This is a genomic window from Thermodesulforhabdaceae bacterium (assembly GCA_037482015.1).
Taxonomy (GTDB): Bacteria; Desulfobacterota; Syntrophobacteria; order Syntrophobacterales; family Thermodesulforhabdaceae; genus JAOACS01.
The window spans coordinates 22,542-41,649 of the sequence record JBBFKT010000009.1; the positions used below are offsets into that span (position 1 = coordinate 22,542).

At 42.2% G+C, this 19,108-nt stretch carries 16 protein-coding genes; all 16 read right to left on the reverse strand.

Translation table 11 applies throughout. From position 1 onward, the window contains the following. Positions 1-139: 139 nt before the first annotated feature. On the reverse strand, positions 140-1,297 hold the full coding sequence (locus WHS38_09795) for a spore photoproduct lyase family protein (GenBank protein MEJ5301267.1): 1,158 nt from the start codon (positions 1,295-1,297) through the stop codon (positions 140-142). Next, positions 1,281-2,246 (reverse strand): hypothetical protein, encoded by a 966-nt coding sequence (locus tag WHS38_09800; GenBank protein ID MEJ5301268.1) that lies wholly within the window; start codon positions 2,244-2,246, stop codon positions 1,281-1,283. Before WHS38_09800 ends, WHS38_09795 begins: the two co-directional genes overlap by 17 nt. Continuing rightward, positions 2,243-3,769 carry a FlgO family outer membrane protein gene (locus WHS38_09805; protein ID MEJ5301269.1) on the reverse strand — a complete coding sequence of 509 codons (1,527 nt, stop codon included), beginning with the start codon at positions 3,767-3,769 and terminating at the stop codon, positions 2,243-2,245. The genes WHS38_09800 and WHS38_09805 overlap by 4 nt, the downstream gene beginning before the upstream one ends. Positions 3,770-3,793: 24 nt before the next feature. Beyond that, positions 3,794-6,832, reverse strand: a complete 3,039-nt coding sequence (locus WHS38_09810) for a caspase family protein (protein ID MEJ5301270.1) — start codon at positions 6,830-6,832, stop codon at positions 3,794-3,796. A gap of 15 nt (positions 6,833-6,847) precedes the next feature. Further along, positions 6,848-7,606 carry a hypothetical protein gene (locus WHS38_09815; GenBank protein MEJ5301271.1) on the reverse strand — a complete coding sequence of 253 codons (759 nt, stop codon included), beginning with the start codon at positions 7,604-7,606 and terminating at the stop codon, positions 6,848-6,850. A gap of 45 nt (positions 7,607-7,651) precedes the next feature. Then, positions 7,652-8,116, reverse strand: coding sequence for a glycine zipper domain-containing protein (locus WHS38_09820; protein MEJ5301272.1), 465 nt, complete (start codon positions 8,114-8,116; stop codon positions 7,652-7,654). A 69-nt stretch (positions 8,117-8,185) separates the two neighbouring features. Beyond that, entirely contained in the window at positions 8,186-9,556 is a 1,371-nt protein-coding gene (locus WHS38_09825) for a hypothetical protein (protein MEJ5301273.1), read from the reverse strand. Between the two features lie 99 nt (positions 9,557-9,655). Then, positions 9,656-10,558, reverse strand: a complete 903-nt coding sequence (locus WHS38_09830; GenBank protein MEJ5301274.1) for a hypothetical protein — start codon at positions 10,556-10,558, stop codon at positions 9,656-9,658. Between the two features lie 2 nt (positions 10,559-10,560). Beyond that, positions 10,561-11,229 (reverse strand): hypothetical protein, encoded by a 669-nt coding sequence (locus WHS38_09835; GenBank protein ID MEJ5301275.1) that lies wholly within the window; start codon positions 11,227-11,229, stop codon positions 10,561-10,563. Positions 11,230-11,270: 41 nt separating this feature from the next. Then, positions 11,271-11,930, reverse strand: a complete 660-nt coding sequence (locus WHS38_09840) for a tetratricopeptide repeat protein (protein ID MEJ5301276.1) — start codon at positions 11,928-11,930, stop codon at positions 11,271-11,273. Next, positions 11,920-12,756 (reverse strand): hypothetical protein, encoded by an 837-nt coding sequence (locus WHS38_09845; GenBank protein MEJ5301277.1) that lies wholly within the window; start codon positions 12,754-12,756, stop codon positions 11,920-11,922. The genes WHS38_09840 and WHS38_09845 overlap by 11 nt, the downstream gene beginning before the upstream one ends. Before the next feature lie 623 nt (positions 12,757-13,379). Continuing rightward, on the reverse strand, positions 13,380-13,964 hold the full coding sequence (locus WHS38_09850) for a UbiX family flavin prenyltransferase (GenBank protein MEJ5301278.1): 585 nt from the start codon (positions 13,962-13,964) through the stop codon (positions 13,380-13,382). Then, entirely contained in the window at positions 13,951-14,772 is an 822-nt protein-coding gene (locus tag WHS38_09855) for a 2-amino-3,7-dideoxy-D-threo-hept-6-ulosonate synthase (protein MEJ5301279.1), read from the reverse strand. Before WHS38_09855 ends, WHS38_09850 begins: the two co-directional genes overlap by 14 nt. After that, positions 14,744-15,640 carry a menaquinone biosynthesis protein gene (locus WHS38_09860; protein ID MEJ5301280.1) on the reverse strand — a complete coding sequence of 299 codons (897 nt, stop codon included), beginning with the start codon at positions 15,638-15,640 and terminating at the stop codon, positions 14,744-14,746. The genes WHS38_09855 and WHS38_09860 overlap by 29 nt, the downstream gene beginning before the upstream one ends. Next, on the reverse strand, positions 15,622-16,875 hold the full coding sequence (locus tag WHS38_09865) for an amidohydrolase family protein (protein ID MEJ5301281.1): 1,254 nt from the start codon (positions 16,873-16,875) through the stop codon (positions 15,622-15,624). The genes WHS38_09860 and WHS38_09865 overlap by 19 nt, the downstream gene beginning before the upstream one ends. Continuing rightward, positions 16,859-19,099 carry a cyclic dehypoxanthinyl futalosine synthase gene (gene mqnC, locus WHS38_09870; GenBank protein ID MEJ5301282.1) on the reverse strand — a complete coding sequence of 747 codons (2,241 nt, stop codon included), beginning with the start codon at positions 19,097-19,099 and terminating at the stop codon, positions 16,859-16,861. The genes WHS38_09865 and mqnC overlap by 17 nt, the downstream gene beginning before the upstream one ends. Positions 19,100-19,108: the final 9 nt, after the last annotated feature.

Consider the following 19,108-nt stretch of genomic DNA (forward strand, 5'->3'; position numbering starts at 1 on the left):
ACAATTGTCACTTAGATTTCTAAAAGAAAGCGGGTTGCCTGTCAATGATATAATCAAATTATTTTTGATAATCTAAAATCCCCAAAACAAGCTAAAGCTGAAATAAGGGGATTAGAAGAAAGGTTTGAATCGATGCAAACTAAGTCGGCTGAGGTTTTTTCAAAAAAAGGGACGCTGCCGAGTAAAGACAGTCCGTCCCAATTTTCATCGTCTTTTTTACCGCATTGTCGAGCAGTGCAGGAAGTCCACCTTTTTCATCTGGGCTAAACCCAAAAACTCTTTTCCAGACTGAACTATTTTCCATGCAAAGATATACGCACACATCTGGAGCAAAAGATCGAATCCGATCCAGCATAAACCGATAAAGTTTTACTCGAATGTCCACAAAATACCGCTTTTTCCCATCGGGGCTAGAAACAAATTCGCCGCTTATGAGTCTCCACCTGGGTTTATTGCTTAAAACTTTCTCTTTCAATTCCGGCATAAACCTGAAAGCTCCCAGGCTGATATAGACTATTCGATCCGGGGGAATATTTTCAAAAAGCCTTTTTACTGTGAAATCATATTCGTCCTCCCAACCCGGGAAGAAAAACAAGGGATCAAAGTGAAAACCAAGAAAATAACCCCAATCCAAACACTTAAGGGCCGCATCAAGGCGTTGATCAAGAGTAGCGGCTTTTTCTTCCTCGTGAATTGAAATGGATGGAGCGTTCAAAGACCAGCTAACTATGGTGTGTCCACTATGATCAAGGTGTTTCAGTCGATCAACGAAAAGGGTTTTTGTCTTGAGTTCCAGCACGGCATTGGGCTGGCGGGCAAAAAAAGGGACAACTTGTTCGGAATATCCAATCCAGGGATCGAGAAGAAGTGAATCCGTAAACTCCCCAGTTCCAACTCGAAATAACGTATTTCGGTGCTGGTTTAAAATTTTTCCCACTTCATCAAACATTTCATCTAAGTTCCCGAATATTTTAAGGTAAGGCTGGTTCAGGTAGGCTTGAAGAATGCAGTAGGTGCAATTTAGAGAACAATTTTCAGCAAAATGAAGAATGGTGTAACCACAACAGTGGTAGAATCTGGTAGCCGGGCAGGATCTCAAAAACCGTCCTTTAAACCTGACAACCAGCAAAGTTCTAGAAGGGTCTTTGGGTGTGATATATTTCCAGTCTAATTCGGAAGGGATAACGTGAAAATCGGCTGAAGGTAGAGTCTTATGCAGTTCTCTTAATAAGGGACTTTCAAGGACCGGCTCTTCTACAAAAATTTCATCGTAAGACTGGTTATTCTCGGTCGCCATAGCACATGATTTTCAGGACTTCCGGAGTGATTTTTTCGCTTATGGCTTTAAATTTAGTCATCAAATCTTCAGGCTTGGTGAAACTAATCTTAACCTCCCAATCGTCTCCCTCAAACTGGTCTGGCGGTGTAAAGACAACTCCTTGGGGAAGTTTAAGAGATTCGACAAACTGTCGGAAGCTGGCTTCTCTTGCGGCCAAATGTGGAAAAAGGCGATTTTTGAAAAAGTTTCTAATACGTTCGGTTTTCTGTCTGGCATTAAGAGTAGTGTCAAAGATAATAGACGTAATTTCTGAAGATGTTAGAACATCAGCCGGTGATATATTTTGCTGTCGAGCCATGTCTTCAAGATAATCCAGAATTTCCCGCTGAAGACTTACTGAACATTGAATCTGATTAAACATTCTGAGAACTTCCCTTTTTGACCTTTCATCCCAAAGAGACAGTCTTATAGCCACTTTATCATCAATGATTCCAGTGCGTATTGCCTGTCGAAAATCCTCCGATGCTGTAGCAATTGCTGTAAGACGTTTGTGTAAGTCAGGCTTAAGAGGTAACCTCAAGATCGGAAAGAATAACTGTTCTACTTCCCGAACTGAGTAAAACTGCAAGAGTTTTTTTACAATTACGGCCTTTTCTTCAAGATTAAGGGGTCTTTCTGAAATTTTTATCAGTATTCTTGCCCTGAGTAGGTCTTCTCTGGGGGTTGAAATTGGAAAAACGATGCAAGGAACATGTATAAGACTCTTATTTTTAGCCCACTCCCAGCGAACATAACCGTCAACAAGAGCGTAACAATCTGGTTGTTCTTCTAAAACCCACAGGTGAGCCTGAATTCCAGCCAATTCTAGTATTCCAGAAAGGCGGTTATCCGGCGGAGGGGCGATGTAAAAATAGTCGGAAAAAGCGATCTGACCTAGCGTTAAAAGCTTTATAGAAGAACCCTTCATCTAAGTTTGGCCAAGATCTTGTTAACCAGCGAACTGCAGGCTCTGGAAAGTGCTTGTAAATCTCCTTCTGTAATTTCATTTGCAGCAGCCATAATCTTGCCAGATTCTACATCAATCAGTCTTACATCGATTCTCATAGTGTTTCCTAAACGGCTAACCGATCCCGTAAGTATGGCTTCAGCTCCTACCATACGACCTATTTCGCGAGCTTTTCCTTCTTCTACAATCCCGGTCTGACCAAGTTCAAGTTCTTTCATAACCTTTTCAAGTAGACTTCGTTCCACGATACTAAAACGACCACTATCCACAGCTGCCGTTGTAAGGAATTCAGCTATCATGCGCCCCATGGGATCCTGACGTCCCGATCTTTCTAGAAAGTCCAGTTCAAGCACTGCAAGCTTTATAGGTTCTCTTTCCGGCTTTGTTGACTCTACCTGTTTAGATCCTGATGTTGATGAAGCCGTTTCCACTGGCCTGGATGATTCTACATCTTGGACAGGCTGTGCTTGAACAGTCTCTTTATCTTGAGAAAAAACCTTCTGAGACTCTTCGGATTTTATGGAACCGATGTTTACCAACTCAACTCGCCTGTTTTGAGCTCGTCCCCAGGATGTATCATTAGAAGCCACAGGTCTAGACGATCCAAAGCCTTTCGTTTCCAGTCGATTTGGGTCAATACTAAAACGCTCTACGAGGTATTTCTTAACACTTTCTGCACGCTTCATGGAAAGTTCAAGGTTATAGGCATCACTTCCAACGTTATCAGTGTGTCCTTCTATGAGTATCTTTGAATCTCTAAGGTTTGGGTCATTCAAAGCTCGAGCAATTTCTTCTAACTGGCGATGTGATTTTGGCGATATGTTTGCACTGTTCGTAGCAAAATGGATTTTTATAGGAATGCTTGGAGCTGCACTAACACCTCGGGTTTTTTTAGTAAGGGCTTCTGTAATGGCCTGAGCAGTTACAAGCTGGGATGATTCATCAGCATCACCAGGCTCCTCCGCTTGTTTTTCCTGAGGCTTAAGTTTAGTTTCGCAGTCTTTAAGATTTCCTTCAATCAAGGATACATAATTTGTCACATCAGGATATTTTTTCTGCACTTCCTTAGAACTCGCAAGATCGAGAAACCGCCGATAAGCTTTGATCGCTTCAGCGTATTGTTGCCTTTTCCTATAAATATCCCCAACACCGGCTAGAGGATGAGGAAAGTCTGGTTTTAATTCCGAAGCTTTACGATATGCGTTAAGGGCTTCATCTAGAAGGCCTTTTTCTTCAAGAGCAAGTCCCAGGTTGTTGTATGCTTCTTCCATATCGGGACAGACTTCTATCGCTTTTTTTAGAAGACGTATCCGCTCATCAATGTTTGTTACATTTAAACTCTCAATAAAGAGGCGTTTACCCTCATCACATCCTGCCCAGACAATATCAGACCAAAGCAAAAAGATTGCAAACAAACAAATTAAAATCGTCAGTCTGATACGGATTTTTATAGTTTTTTCCGAGACCGTTTTCAACATCCTCATATAAGTATAACCCTCTCTCTTAATTTAAGTTTTATCAACCAAAACAATTGGAAAGTCCGGGACATTATCTGGCATTTGAAAAATTGGAGTTTGATTTCCATTCGTCAATGTGGCCACTGTTTCCATTATGTGATAATAAAGCATGGCAACAGTAACCTTACCTGACTTAATAGTGGGCATCTTTCCCGAAAGACCTTCAATCAACGCTTTTGTGAAAGCACCATTACCCCATTCAGGAGCTTCAAAAGATTTTTGAGTTTTAGAAGAAGAAGCAAATACTACGACCCCGTTTTCCGCTCTTATAAGTTGATTAACCACCCCTGAAACATCGCTTGTAACTCCCACACCTACACCCCTTGTTTTTTTATCTTTTAGAATATTAGCTGAGTAACAGGCGTCTAAAAACAGAATAACCTTTCCATTTATTGAAGCCAAGGTTTCTTGAATTGAGTGAGCTGAGACGCCAGTTGCCATTAGTCTTTCCGGATCACCATTAACTGGCATGAAATAATAAACCTGGTTAAGATTATCAGTAAGCCCATGACCAGCAAGAAATATCATTGCAACATCTGTAGGTTTGGTACTTTTCCTTATCCATTCCAATCCATCCAAAATATTTTCCCTGGTTGCTTGTTCGTCCACAATAACTTTCGTAATAACATCCTTATATAGCCTTCCTTTTTGACTTTCTATTGTTTTAGCAAAATCCATAGCATCCTTTGCCGGGAAAATAAGTTGCATGTTTTCTTTTTGATATTTGCTAACTCCAACCGCCAGCACATACAAGTTGGGCATAATAATAAATTTACCGTCCTCTTTTGCCTTTTCCTCAAGAGGGGGCTTGGTTTCTAATGACCTAGATTTTTGAACCGCTTCAGTATCAGAAGGAACATCGGCTTTAGCAACTAGAGTCTCCTCAGGGGTTCCGTATCGCACTCTAACTATAGACGCTTCACTTGCTCCGTGTTTATTCATAGCGACTACAGATATTAGCGAATCCTGTGGAGGAATTGGCAGTGTAAGCTCTTGAACAACCTCCTTCCCAGCAGCCCACTCTCCTTCTTCAATTTTCGCAGGTCTTCCGTCAATCATTACCCTTATGGCTTTTACTGGTGCATCAGCCGAAGATTTCAAAGAAAGCTTAAGGTTTATTTCTTTTGCATCAGTCTTATAATCTTTGGGTGGACTTAAGATACGAACAACAGGAGGTAGAATCTCTGACGGTTTAACGATATCCTTATCGGCTTTCTTTCCCCATTCCTTTTCGGCATACTTTAGAGCTTCACGCTCATCCAGTGTTTTAAGTATAGCTAAAGACAAGTCTGGGCGATAATAAGTTGATCGGAATCTCGATATAGGGAAGAAATCAGCTTCCTTATTAGGACCACGATTAATATGCCATCCAATGTATTGTTCTGCTCCAGCGGAAGCGTCGTAATATCCGGAAGGAGTCCACAACACCCATTGTTCAGTGTGAGGAACAATAAAAAGGCTCAGCACTAAAGCGCCATCTCTTAACCTGTGCCATCTTATAGTGCCGTCGGTGTAGGCAGCTACAACAAGCCTTCTATCCTGAGAAATGTTAACTGCACGGACAGGGGAAGGCGTAGTGAATTTCCATTTCTGGGAACCGTTTCCATCAAAAAGTCTAAGAGACCAATCGCCTCCCAACACAAATCCTTGCATATCCGGGCTTATAGCCATACAGTAAATTCGCTCATTAGGATCTAAGGCTATAGGCTTATTCTTGAAAAGAGGCTTGTCGCTATTTTTCCAGTTTGTAATAGGAAGCCCTTTGGTTATCGGAGGCTTAAACGCATCAAGTTTTTTAGGGTTAATTTCCAAATACCGGTCGTTTATAGAAAAAAGGCCCTTATAATTTGATCCTGACCAGAAAAAACCAAAGGCTATTTCAGAACCATCAGAATTTATGAGAAATTCTTCTTGTTTGTCTCTAAAGTCAGCAGTAACCGGGGGGTTGAAAAATTTAATAGTGTCGTCTCTGCCTATTTTTCCTATGGAAGGATCACCTGAAACAAAAACTAGCTGATTATTGGGAAGGCTTCTTAAACTAAGAATTGTATCTCGACTGTCTGTAGAAATATCCTTAAAAGCCCCTTTGCCCCCGTTTTCCCAGCACCGAACAGGATTTATACCGTTTTGTAAGCTCCAGCGTCCGGCGGCACAGAGCCTACCATTGCTTAGCCAGGCAACACTACTCAGGTTTCCATTTGATATACCCTGAACCGATGGCGAAAATTCCAGTTTTAGATTATCCCCCGAAAAAACATCCACTTTGGGAGAATCCGTATAACCCACAGCAATAAGAGAACCGTTCTGATTGAAAGAAACAGAAAAGGGACCACGTCCTGGTGTTTTTTGCTTCGCAATAAGTGAAAAGTCTTTTCTATAAAGCCGTATAAAGCCATCATCAGAAACTGTTACAAGTCTTCCCTGGCGGTCAAAATCTACACCATAAACAGAACCACCATACTGGAAGTCTTCAAAAACAATACTGTAATCTTCAGCGTTGTAGATTCGTATGCCTTGATTCTTTGCAAGACCCACAGCAAGGTATTTACCATCGGGGGAATAGGCTAGATCCAGCACCGGCTGAGGAAGACCGCCAAGACGGCGTAACATAATCCCAGAATGCCAATCAAAAACATAAACAGAAAACTTCCCATCCCACTGTTTGCCTGTAAATCCGCCACAAGCAACCTGTTTTCCATCGGAAGACATAGCAACGGCGTAAATTTTTCCTTCGTTCCCTTCACCGATGGGGGGATGAAGCGTAGCTCGCAAATCACCGGTAGCACCATCCCAGACCTTTACTGTCTGGTCATAGGAAGCTGTAACAAGATAGGTTCCCAAAGGATCCGATTTTACTTTTCTAATACTTGCAGTATGAACAGGCGCCTGAATTTTCAAAACAGGTTCAGACGAAGACTGCGAAGGAGCCTGTTCAGCCAGGGAAATCCCAACAGCAGCAAAACAGGCAAAAAATAACCCAAATAACAAGGCTATTCTTCTGTTCACTAATAACTTAATTACTCTATTCATACCCCAATCACCCTATTATAGATTTTCAAGGTTTGATGAAGGTTTAGCCGTTCCCCCTTCTGGTGTTTCCTTGGGATGGGAAGGACCTGAAGGCTCGTGACGTCCTTCAATGGATGGGAGTTTTTCTTGCTTTTCCTCAGAAGAAAGGGATCTCCCCGATGGTTCCTTACTTTCCTTACTGATCAGGGATGATCCCTTTTGACAGTACTCCTGGTAAATCTCGCCAATAAGACTGTCAGACTGCTTTTCCAAGGCACTAATAACCGCTCTTGATGGCTCTAACCCAGCACTCTTTCCCGACCATACCTTTGACGAAATAGCTTGACCTGTTTTGGCATCAAGGAGTTTTAAACTGAGGGTCACATAAACTGACTTAAGATTTGTCTGGAGCCCTTCCATAGAGCGAACTCTAGCGGTAAGCTGGCCGGCCAAAAGAAGATCAGCACCAAGTTTTTCAGAAAGGGTCACCGCTCCAACTGTATCACCTCTAAGAATCAGTTGTTTTTCCTGTTCAGGGATTATTTTCTCCACCGTTGCCTGATCGATAATTTGAAGTCCACAGTTCAATAACTTTGATTCGAGCAAAGCTCCAACATCCTTCACAACTTCAGAAGTAACATCCGGGGAACCGCTTCCCAAAATCACAGCGACTTTTTTATTTAAAAGTTCAGCAGGACATTGCCCTTGACAATAACCTGCAACAACCAAACTAAAGAAAACTCCAACTGATATACACAGCCAGAAAATTATCTTATGCCCACCAAATCGAACCATATCGACCTCAGTTGACTAAAAACATGTTAGTTTATATTAACCCTATCACTCAAGCGGAACTTTTTCTACAGTATCGCTAGTAACCTCTTCCTTTTTAGTCTTGGGATCAATTTTGTATGTGCGAACTCTAACTGGTCTAACCTTTTTCCCACCAGGTTCTTCTATAATTTTACCCTGATCTACGGGTTCCGCAACTACCTTTTCAGTTTGATCTTCTTTAACAATAACAATGGGCTTATTTTGAAGTGCCGCTTCACGCATAGCCTGATTTCGTTTTTCGATAGCCCAGGCGGTCAAAGCTCCAAGAGCCGCACCAGCCACAGCACCAATAGCTGCTCCTTTTTTACCTCCCACCATGTATCCGATTAATCCACCAGTAAGGGCTCCCACAGCGCCTCCGGTAACTGCTGCCTGTTGTTGCTGTTGACCTTCGGGTGTGGTTGCGCATCCAACCGTCACCGAAATAAAAGCCACCACAACAATTAGAGAAACAATCCTTCTGAACACCATAAGCATACCTCCCATTTTACATGCTATTATTTCACCTAAAAGAAGCCCCGATACGTTCTACAAAAAAATTTATAAGTCCAAAACGCTTTTATATTTCTCTGTTAGTTCTGGACTTTTTATGACTTCTTTAACTCTTTCGGTGCTTACATTAACAAGTTGAGTTGGCACTCCTTCATCTATTTTTTCTTTTGAAAGGGCTCTTTCTTTTTCTACCTTAATTTTTACTATATCCCCCCGCTCTTCATGAATAACGAAGGTTTTTGTGCCGTATTTTTCGTTAAGCGATTTAAGAACAACTCCCTCGAGTATGTCTGAAAGATGCTCCCTAGGCCCAGCAAATTCTACTTCAAAAACAGTATCCCCATTAGCCAAAAATTCCCTAAATGTTACGTTCAAAACCGATCTTATTCCTAAGAGCTCTTTCTTAAGCATCTTAGCAAGCTCACGATCAGGAATACCTGAAAAAGTAAGAATTACATCGTGGGAAGGTCGCATAATATAATCTTTAAAGATATCCTGGCTAAAAACATCACCTACTCTTTTACCAACATCCATTATAGCTTCATCATCATCGTTATACATAACCCCTTGCTGGGGACGAAAATTTTCCGAAAATATAATTTCAGAGGAGTGGTTATCAACAGCTTCGATTGACCAGGCAGTAAGCAGAGTAGTTTGCACTTCAAGCCCGCTAGCTAATTTTACCTTTTGAGATTTTTTAATTTTTATAAGCCCGTTTATGGAAATATCACTTGGTTTTTTAGCTATTTGAGTAGCGGCTTCACGGGTAAGCCCCTGGGCAATTAGGAGCTTAGCTCTTTCCTGTTGTTCTCTAGAGGCTTCTTCTTCGGAGATAACTTTATATCCGAAGTTTTTCAGCCGATTTGCAATTTCTCTATTGCACACATCGCACGGAACCTTATCACCGTAAGAATCAGGCGATATTATATACAATCCTACAGAAAAAGTAGGATTGCCTTTTTCCTTTATTATGGCAACGCGTTCCATCTTAGAAAGAGACGAAAGAGCCTGACGTATGGGTGATGCTAAGACTTCAGCCTTTATCCACACATGGTAAAAACCATCGGGTTGAACACCACCATTTACTATGGTGATGATCTTTGTAATTGCTCCCTCGCTTTTAGAAATTACTTGATCTCTAACCAAAGTATAATTTTCTACAATGGTCTGTGAAGAAACATAGCACCCTACAGCTTTTTCGATAGCCTGTCGCTTAGCATCTCTTAATGCTTCATCGTAGGCTAAAGTCTTATCTTTGTAAAAATTAGGATCAGAAAGCCCTTCAGCAGATACAACAATTGTTGCAGGTTTTAAGGATGATTCTGCCGCACTGGCATCATCGGCGAACGGCACCACAGATAGATTTATCAATATGCAGATCCCAAGTATACTGAATAAAATTAAACTGCGTTTTAACATTACATTCTCTCCCACAACGTATTCAACTTTTCCCACCTTAAACTGGGGGCACGTAATTAAACCGCACCCCCAGAAAAGTATGGGCACATAAATAGAGTCTTATTCTTTCTTTTCAGGAAGAGGACTTACAGTAGGGGGAGATGACGGCACAGCCGGCGGCGCTGGCTTGCCTTTAAGTTCATTATCCGTTCCAGTAGGAACGGGCAACGAACGATACTCGGTTCTATCTATTTTCGTTCCTCCGGTAGCCCCTTGAGAGGTTTTAAGTTCATCTGTTTGAGCACCTCTACCTATAACTTCAACAACATTGGGTCCTTCGTATCTAATTCGCTGTCCGAGAATATCTTTAACTTTTCTCACATCAAGCTGAAGTCTCACAAAGGCATTACCAGATTCATCCCACCCCCAGCCTCTGTCTGGGCTATCTATGTCAACATTGGGAATGTAAGCTCCATAAACTGCTGCAAGAACCTTTGAACGGTTGATGTCTTTTGTGAGAATAAAGTTTTCCGCTTCGCTCACACTCATAATACGTTCACCCACAATTTTAGCAGCCATTTCGTCGTAAGCATTAAGAAGAGCAGCACGAAGAGCCATAAGAGGAGGTTTTGACTCAGGCGTCATTGTCCCAAATCCATAAGCATGAACTCTCACATTCTTAAAAGACATCCGCTCTCCTGCTACGTTTATAACATCCCCCAGATCTATGTAACCCGTGCAGAAGGCAATATCCTTATCCTTATCGTAAATCATTTTTTCCACGTGAATGCCCTTTATTAGGGCTCCAGCCTTTTCCTGGATCCTGTAAGCTGCTTCTTCTGTAAGTCCAAATTGACCTTCACTTTTCACCTTATAGCCGATGACCATTTCAACAATATTTCTTTTAAGATCCTGTTCTGCCATCTTTTCTGACATAAGCTGGCGATTACCAGCCCACAATGTGGAACATACGAAAAATCCAAAAACTACCAACACTAAACCCTTCAAAAGTAATTTTTTCATCGTTATTTTCCTCCCTGAGATTTACCTGATAACCATTGCCAAAATCTATCCCACCATCCAGATGTTTCCTCCTTAGGCGTTTCTTCTCTGGGGGGAGTTTCTACTTTTTCCTCTGAATTGGATACCTTACCTGGCGAACCGCTAATCTGTTGCTTTTCCTTTTCCAATTGACCAGCATCTTGGCTTTCGCTTTTCGGTGTCTCAAAGCGAAATTTTTCTGAAGAAACAACCCCTCCTGAAATATCAATAGTGCCCGTAGTCCAATAGGGAGAAGGGTTTCTCGGGCGAAAAATTTCCTGGAATTCCCTAGCCACTCTATCATCTTCTGTAGTTCTCACTTTAGACATATTAACTGAGTTCTTATCAGAATTAGAGGGGCTTGAATCAGGCGACCTGGAATAAACCTTAACATTATCAATTACAATATCTAAATCACCAGATGGCAGGGGCTTAACTCTAGCATTAAATTCAATCGTGCCATACTGAGGAAGCTTTCCCTCCTGCTTGAGTTTCATAACTATTTTTTCTGTAATTTGCTTTTTGTGTTTTGCCCATTCGTCCATAAGCTCTTTTTGATCAGCCGAAACTCCCCCAACCCAAGCAAGAGAAGAAAACCCCACCACCATTACGACCAAGAAAATCAACTTATTTACTCTGATTAGCAGATTCACTGCTTTTTCCCTCTCTATAATTTTGCATCCAAGCAAAAAGACTAAAACTCTTCAGGTCTAATAGCCTTACCACCTCCCTGGAATGTTTTAAGCTTTTTGACAGCGCCGCCAGGTTCAGTAGTTCCACTAGGAGGTCTGCCACCCGGACCGCAAATAGCCTTCGCTCGCTTCAATCCGTCCTGAGCAGGGTAAAAGTTGGAATTTATAGAAAGAGCTCGCTCAAACATCTCTTTAGCTTTAGGACACTGACGCTCTGCAAGATAAATTTCTCCCAATTTGGCATAAATTTCGGGTGAAACAGAACCAAGGTTTACAGCCATTTCGAGTTCTGGTTTTGCTTCCGGAAAACGATTCAGCTTAAACAAAAGAAGACCCAAGGCTTCATGTGATCCCAGATGTCGTGGATTAGTTCGAATGGCATCACGATAGGCGGCTTCTGCTTTGTCAAACATATTCTTCTTTTCATAAGCTTGTCCCAGATAGTAATAGGCTTCCGTATAATTCGGGTTCATACTTACGGCCGCCTGAAATTCAGAAATAGCACTGTCAAAATAGCCATCTTTAAAGTAGGAAAGTCCGCTCCTGAAGTGATCTTCTGCTGTAGGCATAGGAGGCGTTACGGGAGGCGGTGGTGGAGCACATGAAGCAAGCCATATAAGGCAAACCGCCATAAAAGTTAATTTTCCTAAACTAGTTCTCATCGCTTTCCTCCTTCTCATTATTTTTACTCCAAACTCGCTTAAGCACTTCCCACAAAAATACCCATCCCTGAAGCAGGATATATCCAACAAGCGGGAATATAAGTGCACCTACCCATATTCCCTGGTGCGTCAATGACACAGTGTATAGTAAAGAAACATTGGAAGGCGTAGCATTCCAAAGTCGTATAAGATCCACGAGAAGAACTAAAGGTGTAAAGCAAACAGCAACTATTGAGAGTTCTATACAAAAAAGATAAAAGATGAGAAACTTTAGAATAAGCCAATCAACAAATATAAGCGATTGGTTTTCGACATTAACATTCTTAAATTCAACTTCTATATTTTCGGGATAAATCATAATTGAAGACCATTGGTAGAATAAGAAAGCAGCAATAATTCCACAAAGTAAAACAGGCGGATTACCCATCAGAATACTCCATATTAACCCTCCCAGTAAGGAAACCAGACACAAGCCAAAAATCACCGATCCAATAGCAGTTCTTAGTAAGTCAGGCATAAACAGACTTTTCCGAAAGACTTGAACTTTTCCAATAAAATCAATCGAGTTTTTCCAGGTTAGAAATAGGAGAACATAAAGAATAACCAGAATAAATAGAACTAATACAGGATCTAATCGTCTTAATCGAACAGCAAAAGATAAAAGTAAAATTATATTTAGAAAAGATATTAGAATCCCGGCATAAAACAACAAGGGAGAAGATCTATAAAGGAGTGAGACCCAGATTTTTTCCTTTCGAACCATAAGCATAGAAAGTATGTGATATGCCTTTTGAATCACCGGATTATACCAGGCATCTTGCATCATTCACTCCAATAAGGGTAAATAATACGCATCACTTTACAGTGAACCTACATTTATTGATTTAATTTCTAACCAAAATAAACCATTAAGTCAATTCAAAAAGGGAGGGTGTTTGAAAACTCCCTTTATGGGATGGCAAAGTGATATAAGCCATAGAAAACGCAGGGATGATACTCAACTTGGAAGACCTTTTTAGACGTAGGTAGTTAAGAAAAGACTCAATATGTGATTCGCCAGATAAATGTAAGGCTATTCATGCGTCGCCCCTACAACTTGTGAGCCTATTGCCAGTACACCCCTGCATGGAAAAAATTCGAACACTCTTATTCAAAAAGAGGGGAATCAAGAACTCTCCTTTATCTGGACAGGCAGGAGCATGTTGAAAGGTGTCCCTAAATATATAGTTGATAATTCAAAACACTTTCAGTTTATCCGAAATTAGAACACTCTTTTTTGAATAAGGCTGTTATAATCAGTCAGTTAATTTTGGAGTAAGATATAAACATGCTCCAAAATTTTTTGCCTATTTTTTCGGAAATTCAGAAAAGTAATTACCCATTATCCTTTTACTTCCCACGAATCAGCCGACTTGAAATCCAGGACAACACAAGAATGTCCTTACAAGATCAAACTTCAACTAATTGCTCAGAACTCCAATTCCCAACCAGACGGTGGTTGATCTTAAGGTGATCTAAAATTCTTGCTACGACGAAATTCACCAGATCATCAATTGACGATGGTTTGTGATAAAAACCTGGCATCGCCGGTAGAATAACGGCCCCTAGTCTGGCACATCTTAGCATATTTTCAAGATGTCCTTCGTGAAGGGGTGTTTCCCTAGGAACCAGGACAAGAGTTCGTTTCTCCTTGAGACATACATCGGCGGTTCGATGGATTAGATTTCTCCCATTTCCCCAGGCGATGGCGCCCAAAGTTGCCATCGTGCATGGAGCAATAACCATAGCCTTCAATGGAGTTGATCCACTAGCAAACGGAGCCAAAAAATCATTCTCACCGTAGAAACGGACTCCAGGTGGTAAATCATCCTTTAGCGAAACACCGGTTTCAAGGTGGTAAACAAACAACCCCGCATCAGACGCCATAACCGTAAGTATTAGTTCATCCTGTTTTACAAGTTCTTTAATAAGCCTTTGAGCATAAGGCGCACCGCTGGCTCCCGTCACAGCCACAACAACATTATATTTCGTCACTGGATCCCTCCTCAAAAGACCTTTTAATGGCTTCACGAACAGTAACGCCCTCATGAACAACAAGAGTTATTGCTCGCAGGAATGCCTTAGGATGCTCATGCTGAAAAACGTTCCGCCCCACAGCCACACCACTTGCTCCCGCTTCTATTGCTCGCTCAACGCTTTCCAGAAACGCCACCGGGTCTTCCGCCTTACTACCGCCGGCAATTATCACCGGCACAGGCACGCTCTTTGTGATCCGCTCGAGATTTTTAAAAGACGAAGGCATGGCTGTCTTCACTATATCGGCTCCCAGTTCTGCTGCAAGTCTTACCGCATGAGCAATAGCCTTGTCATGCTCCGAACCTGCAGGTGCATACCGTCCCCTTACATAAATCATTACCAATAAAGGCATTTGCCATCGAGCACATTCACTACCAATAACTCCAAGATCTTTCAGCATATCCGGTTCAAAATCGTTGCCTAGATTAATATGACACGATACCCCGTCGGCTCCTCTGACGATTGCCTCCTCTACACTTCCAACAAGCACCTTATGGTGGACGCTTGTGCCAAGCTGAGTGCTACCCGAAAGATGCATAAATACTCCAGGAAGATAACCTGTCGTTTTCGCCAGAAGTTTCATCATCCCTTTGTGAAGAACCACAGTATCAGCACCGCCGTCGATCCCATACTGAAGACACTTTGTCATATCTTCAATCCCTAGCACCGGCCCACAAGTTACTCCATGATCCAGCGGAAAAACCACGACACGACCTGTGCGGGGATTTAGAATGCGCTTAAGTCTGAGCTTTCCTCCCAGATTCATACTGGCTCCTTTCCATGCTAAAAGGCATTTTCTCAGGGAGACCTTTCGGAAAAGTCATGGAAGGCAAATTGTCAAGCATCCCTTCCTGGTAGAGCAAGCCATAATAGCGGTTTAGTGCTTCAAGCATGTCACTACCAAGGTCATAGATAAGGTGTTGGAAGTAAAGCTTGAGTTCTTTTTTAGTCAGAAAAGTTGTTCGAGCGGCCTGTGAACACACAAGATCAAGATGTTTGGTTCCCCAGGCTTTGGCTTTAAGAAGACTTTCAACAGAGTTGGCAACCTTTTCAGATTCTAAATCCTTTCTGCACACCCACAAAGCAAATACAAAGGGAAGCCCTGTCCATTTATACCACAAATCTCCGAGATCCCACGTATAAGGGAAATTTCCGCGTTTTGCCCAGTATAGAGCTTCATCACCTATGGCAAGATAGGCATCAGGATATTCTTTGTGGCGAGTCTGCCAAAGCGGCCTTGCCATGCTCGCAAAAACACATCGAATTCGATATGCCCTGGAAAGCATAAGTTTCAGCAACGCAACAGATGTGTGGGACTGGGGAGTTAGATGAACAATTCGCCCATCCAGCTCATCCAAAGGAAATTTGGAAAACAAGAGCACACTTTTTACAGCTCCTCTGCATGAAATGCTTAAATCGGGAAGAACCCTATACCGATCAGAATGCCTGGCATACTCTACAGATGAAACCACACTCACATCTAGCTTTCCACAGGCCATTAACTCGTTAAGTTCCGCAGGGGAGCCATAAACAAAGGACAGACCATGTTTTATTGTTCCCTGCTCCAGAGGATAGTAAATAGGCAAGACATTCAGATAACCGATTCTCCCTACCTTTACTGTGCTGGAATCCATGAAAATGCTCCTTTCAGCCCGTTGTAGATAACTTCTTCTGAAAGTTCACCAGCGGGAATCCCGGGTGATATATTCACGGCAAGCACTCTTCCCTTAAAACCAACTTCCACGAATGGCGCCTTAGATTTCATGAAAAATCGATGTCCTTCCCCCGTCATAGCTTTAAGCACCAAATGAGGATCAAAAATCGAGAAGTGCTCCAGTAAAAACACTGCTTCTTCAAAAACATTAAGACTTGGGGAACTGGCAAGACTATCAGTTCCAAGAAGAAACGGAATGCGACGCTTCAGAATTTCCACTGGAGAGATATTCCCCACTCCAAGCTCATGATTGCTTCTTGGACACAAACAGACCATGCACCGTCTTTTACTTATTATGTCCCATTCGTCTTCACTCAGATGAACACAATGAACTAGAAGAGTCTGTTCATCAAGAATTCTAAGGTTGTCTAGATACCTTATAGGGGAAACACCAAGTGGTTGCCACTCGTCGTCCCACTTGCCAAGTTCTTCTAGAAATTCTTTCCAAGGTCCCTGTCCTTTCTCGATGAGCCTTCGCTCTCCCTCATTTTCCCCTACATGTATAGAGAAAACTCGTCCTCGCCTGCGACACCAATCCTTCGTTTTTTTTATGAGATAAGCCGACGTAGAATAGACAGCGTGGGAGACTATGCTGAATTGTCCTACCCAGGAATTTCCTTCATATCCGAAGATCGGGCGGCGCATTGTCCCAAAAACCTGCTTGATTAAACTTACCGTAAAACCAATCCATTCCCAAAAAAGATAACGCCAGGGCAAAGTTCTGGAATCAATATTCCTTGAAATTTTTACCAGAGGCACGTTGGAAACATCTCCCACTATTGTGGTGCCACTCCCAACACACGCTACTGCAGCATCAACAAAAGCCTTTTTGATTTCTTCCCACGATAAAGCACTTCGGCGCAGCGTAAGCTCACGAACCCAGGTGATGTAATCTCCTGACGGGATATTTCTATAAAGTCCGGATAAGGCGGAAAGTTCGAGATGAGTATGAGCGTTTACCAAACCAGGTATTATGGCTCTACCATCGAAATCTAGTACATTTCCTTTGCAGAAGCTACTTTTTCCACGATTTACATCTACCACCACACCTTGAGACAAATCCCACACAACGCAAGCATTTTCTATCCATCGTCCATCTTTACCAAGAACCCATGGAACTCTTACGGTAAGGAAGTTCTCAGTCGATCCACTCATAAGCCATTGTCCTTTGCTTGGGAACAAAGCCAGCTTCTCGGATGATGCGATGCATTTCCTCAAGAGACATTCTGAATCTTACTCCAGCCGCTGCAACCACATTTTCTTCAATCATGGTGGAACCAAAGTCGTTTGCACCAAAGAACAAAGCCGCTTGAGCCACATGAGGACCCATGGTGACCCAGGAAGCCTGAAGGTTGTCGAAGTTATCCAGGATAATACGGGAGATAGCAAGAAGCCTCAAATAGTCAATACTCATAGCCTGTTTGGTCTTGCCCTCTAGAGCAGTATTCCTGGGCTGAAAAGTCCATGGAATAAACGCCGTAAAGCCCCTTGTTTTATCCTGAAGCTCACGAAGCTTAATAAGGTGTTCAATACGATGTTCTGGCCTCTCCACATGTCCAAACATCATCGTGGCGGTGGTTCTAAGCCCCTGACGGTGAGCTTCTTCCATAACTGCAAGCCACTCTTCAGCAGTGCACTTACGAGGTGAAACCACACGGCGGACTTCATCAACCAGAATTTCAGCTCCCCCTCCCGGTATAGAATTGAGTCCAGATGCTTTAAGTCTTGAAATGACTTCCGAAATACTGAGCCGCTCTTTGTTAGCGAAAAAAACAATTTCAGGTGGAGAAAAGGCGTGAATATGAATCTTGGGAAAAGATGTTTTAATAAACGAGAGCATATCTTCGTAGAATGAAAGCGATAGATTTGGGTTATGACCTCCCTGAAGAAGTATTTGAGTCCCTCCAAGGCTTAGAGTTTCTTCGATTTTGCGATAGAGTTCCTCCTTTGTAATAACGTAAGCGTCTGGATCTTCGGAAGATCGGTAAAAGGCGCAAAACTTACACCCGGAGGCACACACATTGGTATAGTTTATATTGCGATCCACTACGTAGGTCACATAAGGATGCGGGTGTTTATTCAGGCGGATATTGTGAGCAAGTCTCCCAAGAGTAAAAAGATCTGCTTTGTTGTAAAGCACCAGGGCCTCATCTGAGAAAATGCGCTCTCCTTTTTCAACTCTATGAATAATATCTTCTAAGCTTCCATTGCTCTTTGAAACCCATGGTCGGCAATTTTTTGGTAGAGTTGTTTCTTCGGCTACACGGTTTTTAGAGCAGGACTCAAAAAATTTTCTGCCTTTATTATTGTGGAGATGTCGAAACAAACCATCGCGTTCAACCGGATCTAAACCTGCCGAACGGATGATTTCTTCAAGCTCTTCTCTTGTCAGGCACTCTTCTGATTCAGCTCCTGCCATGTGAGCTATTTTTTCTTCAACAACGGTTCCATCGAGATCGTCGGCACCGAAGTAAAGCGCAAGCTGAGCTAGTTTTACGGTGAGCATGATCCAGTAAGCTTTTATGTGAGGCACATTATCTAATAGGAGACGGCTCACGGCTATTGTTCTCAATATATCAACTCCTGTCGGGGAAGAAACAGTCTTTAAGGGCGAAAGCTTTGACTGGTAAGGAAGTAGAATAAAGCATGTAAAACCGCCAGTTTCGTCCTGAAGCTTTCGAATATCTAGAATATGATCGACTCGATCTTCGATCGATTCTATATGTCCAAAAAGCATTGTGGCATTGGTTTTAATGCCTCGTTTGTGAGCTAGACGATGGACTTCAAGCCATCTATCGCCGCTTATTTTATTCGGGCATATTTGCCGCCGCACACGATCTGCAAAGATTTCAGCCCCTCCACCGGGCATCATATCCAGACCGGCTTTACGAAATCGATCAAGTATCTCTTCTACTGATGCGTTCTCAAGTTTGGCTATATGATCGATTTCAACAGCAGTAAAAGCCTTGATAACAGCTTGCGGCCGAAGGCTTCTGGCAACACGTAGAATATCTTCGTAATAAGTCATGGGAAAATATGGATGACACCCGCCAACAATATGAATCTCTTTAACTACTGGAGAAGTTTCTTCTTCAAGCTTGCGACGTATTTCATCAATTGTAAATTCAAAAGCGCCTGGATGTCCTGGTGGTTTTCCGAAGGCGCAAAATCGACAGCCGTTAAGGCACACGTTGGAATAGTTTATATGGCGATTTACAACATAAAACACTTGATCGTCATGTAAATCGGTTTTTACTTTATGAGCCAGAGTTCCAAGGGTTAACAAATTGGCATGGCAAAAAAGTCGTATTCCGTCGTCTCGATTTAACCTCTCACCCGACTCGATCTTTTTAACGATGTCATCAATTAGATTTTCCATTGTAGGCAT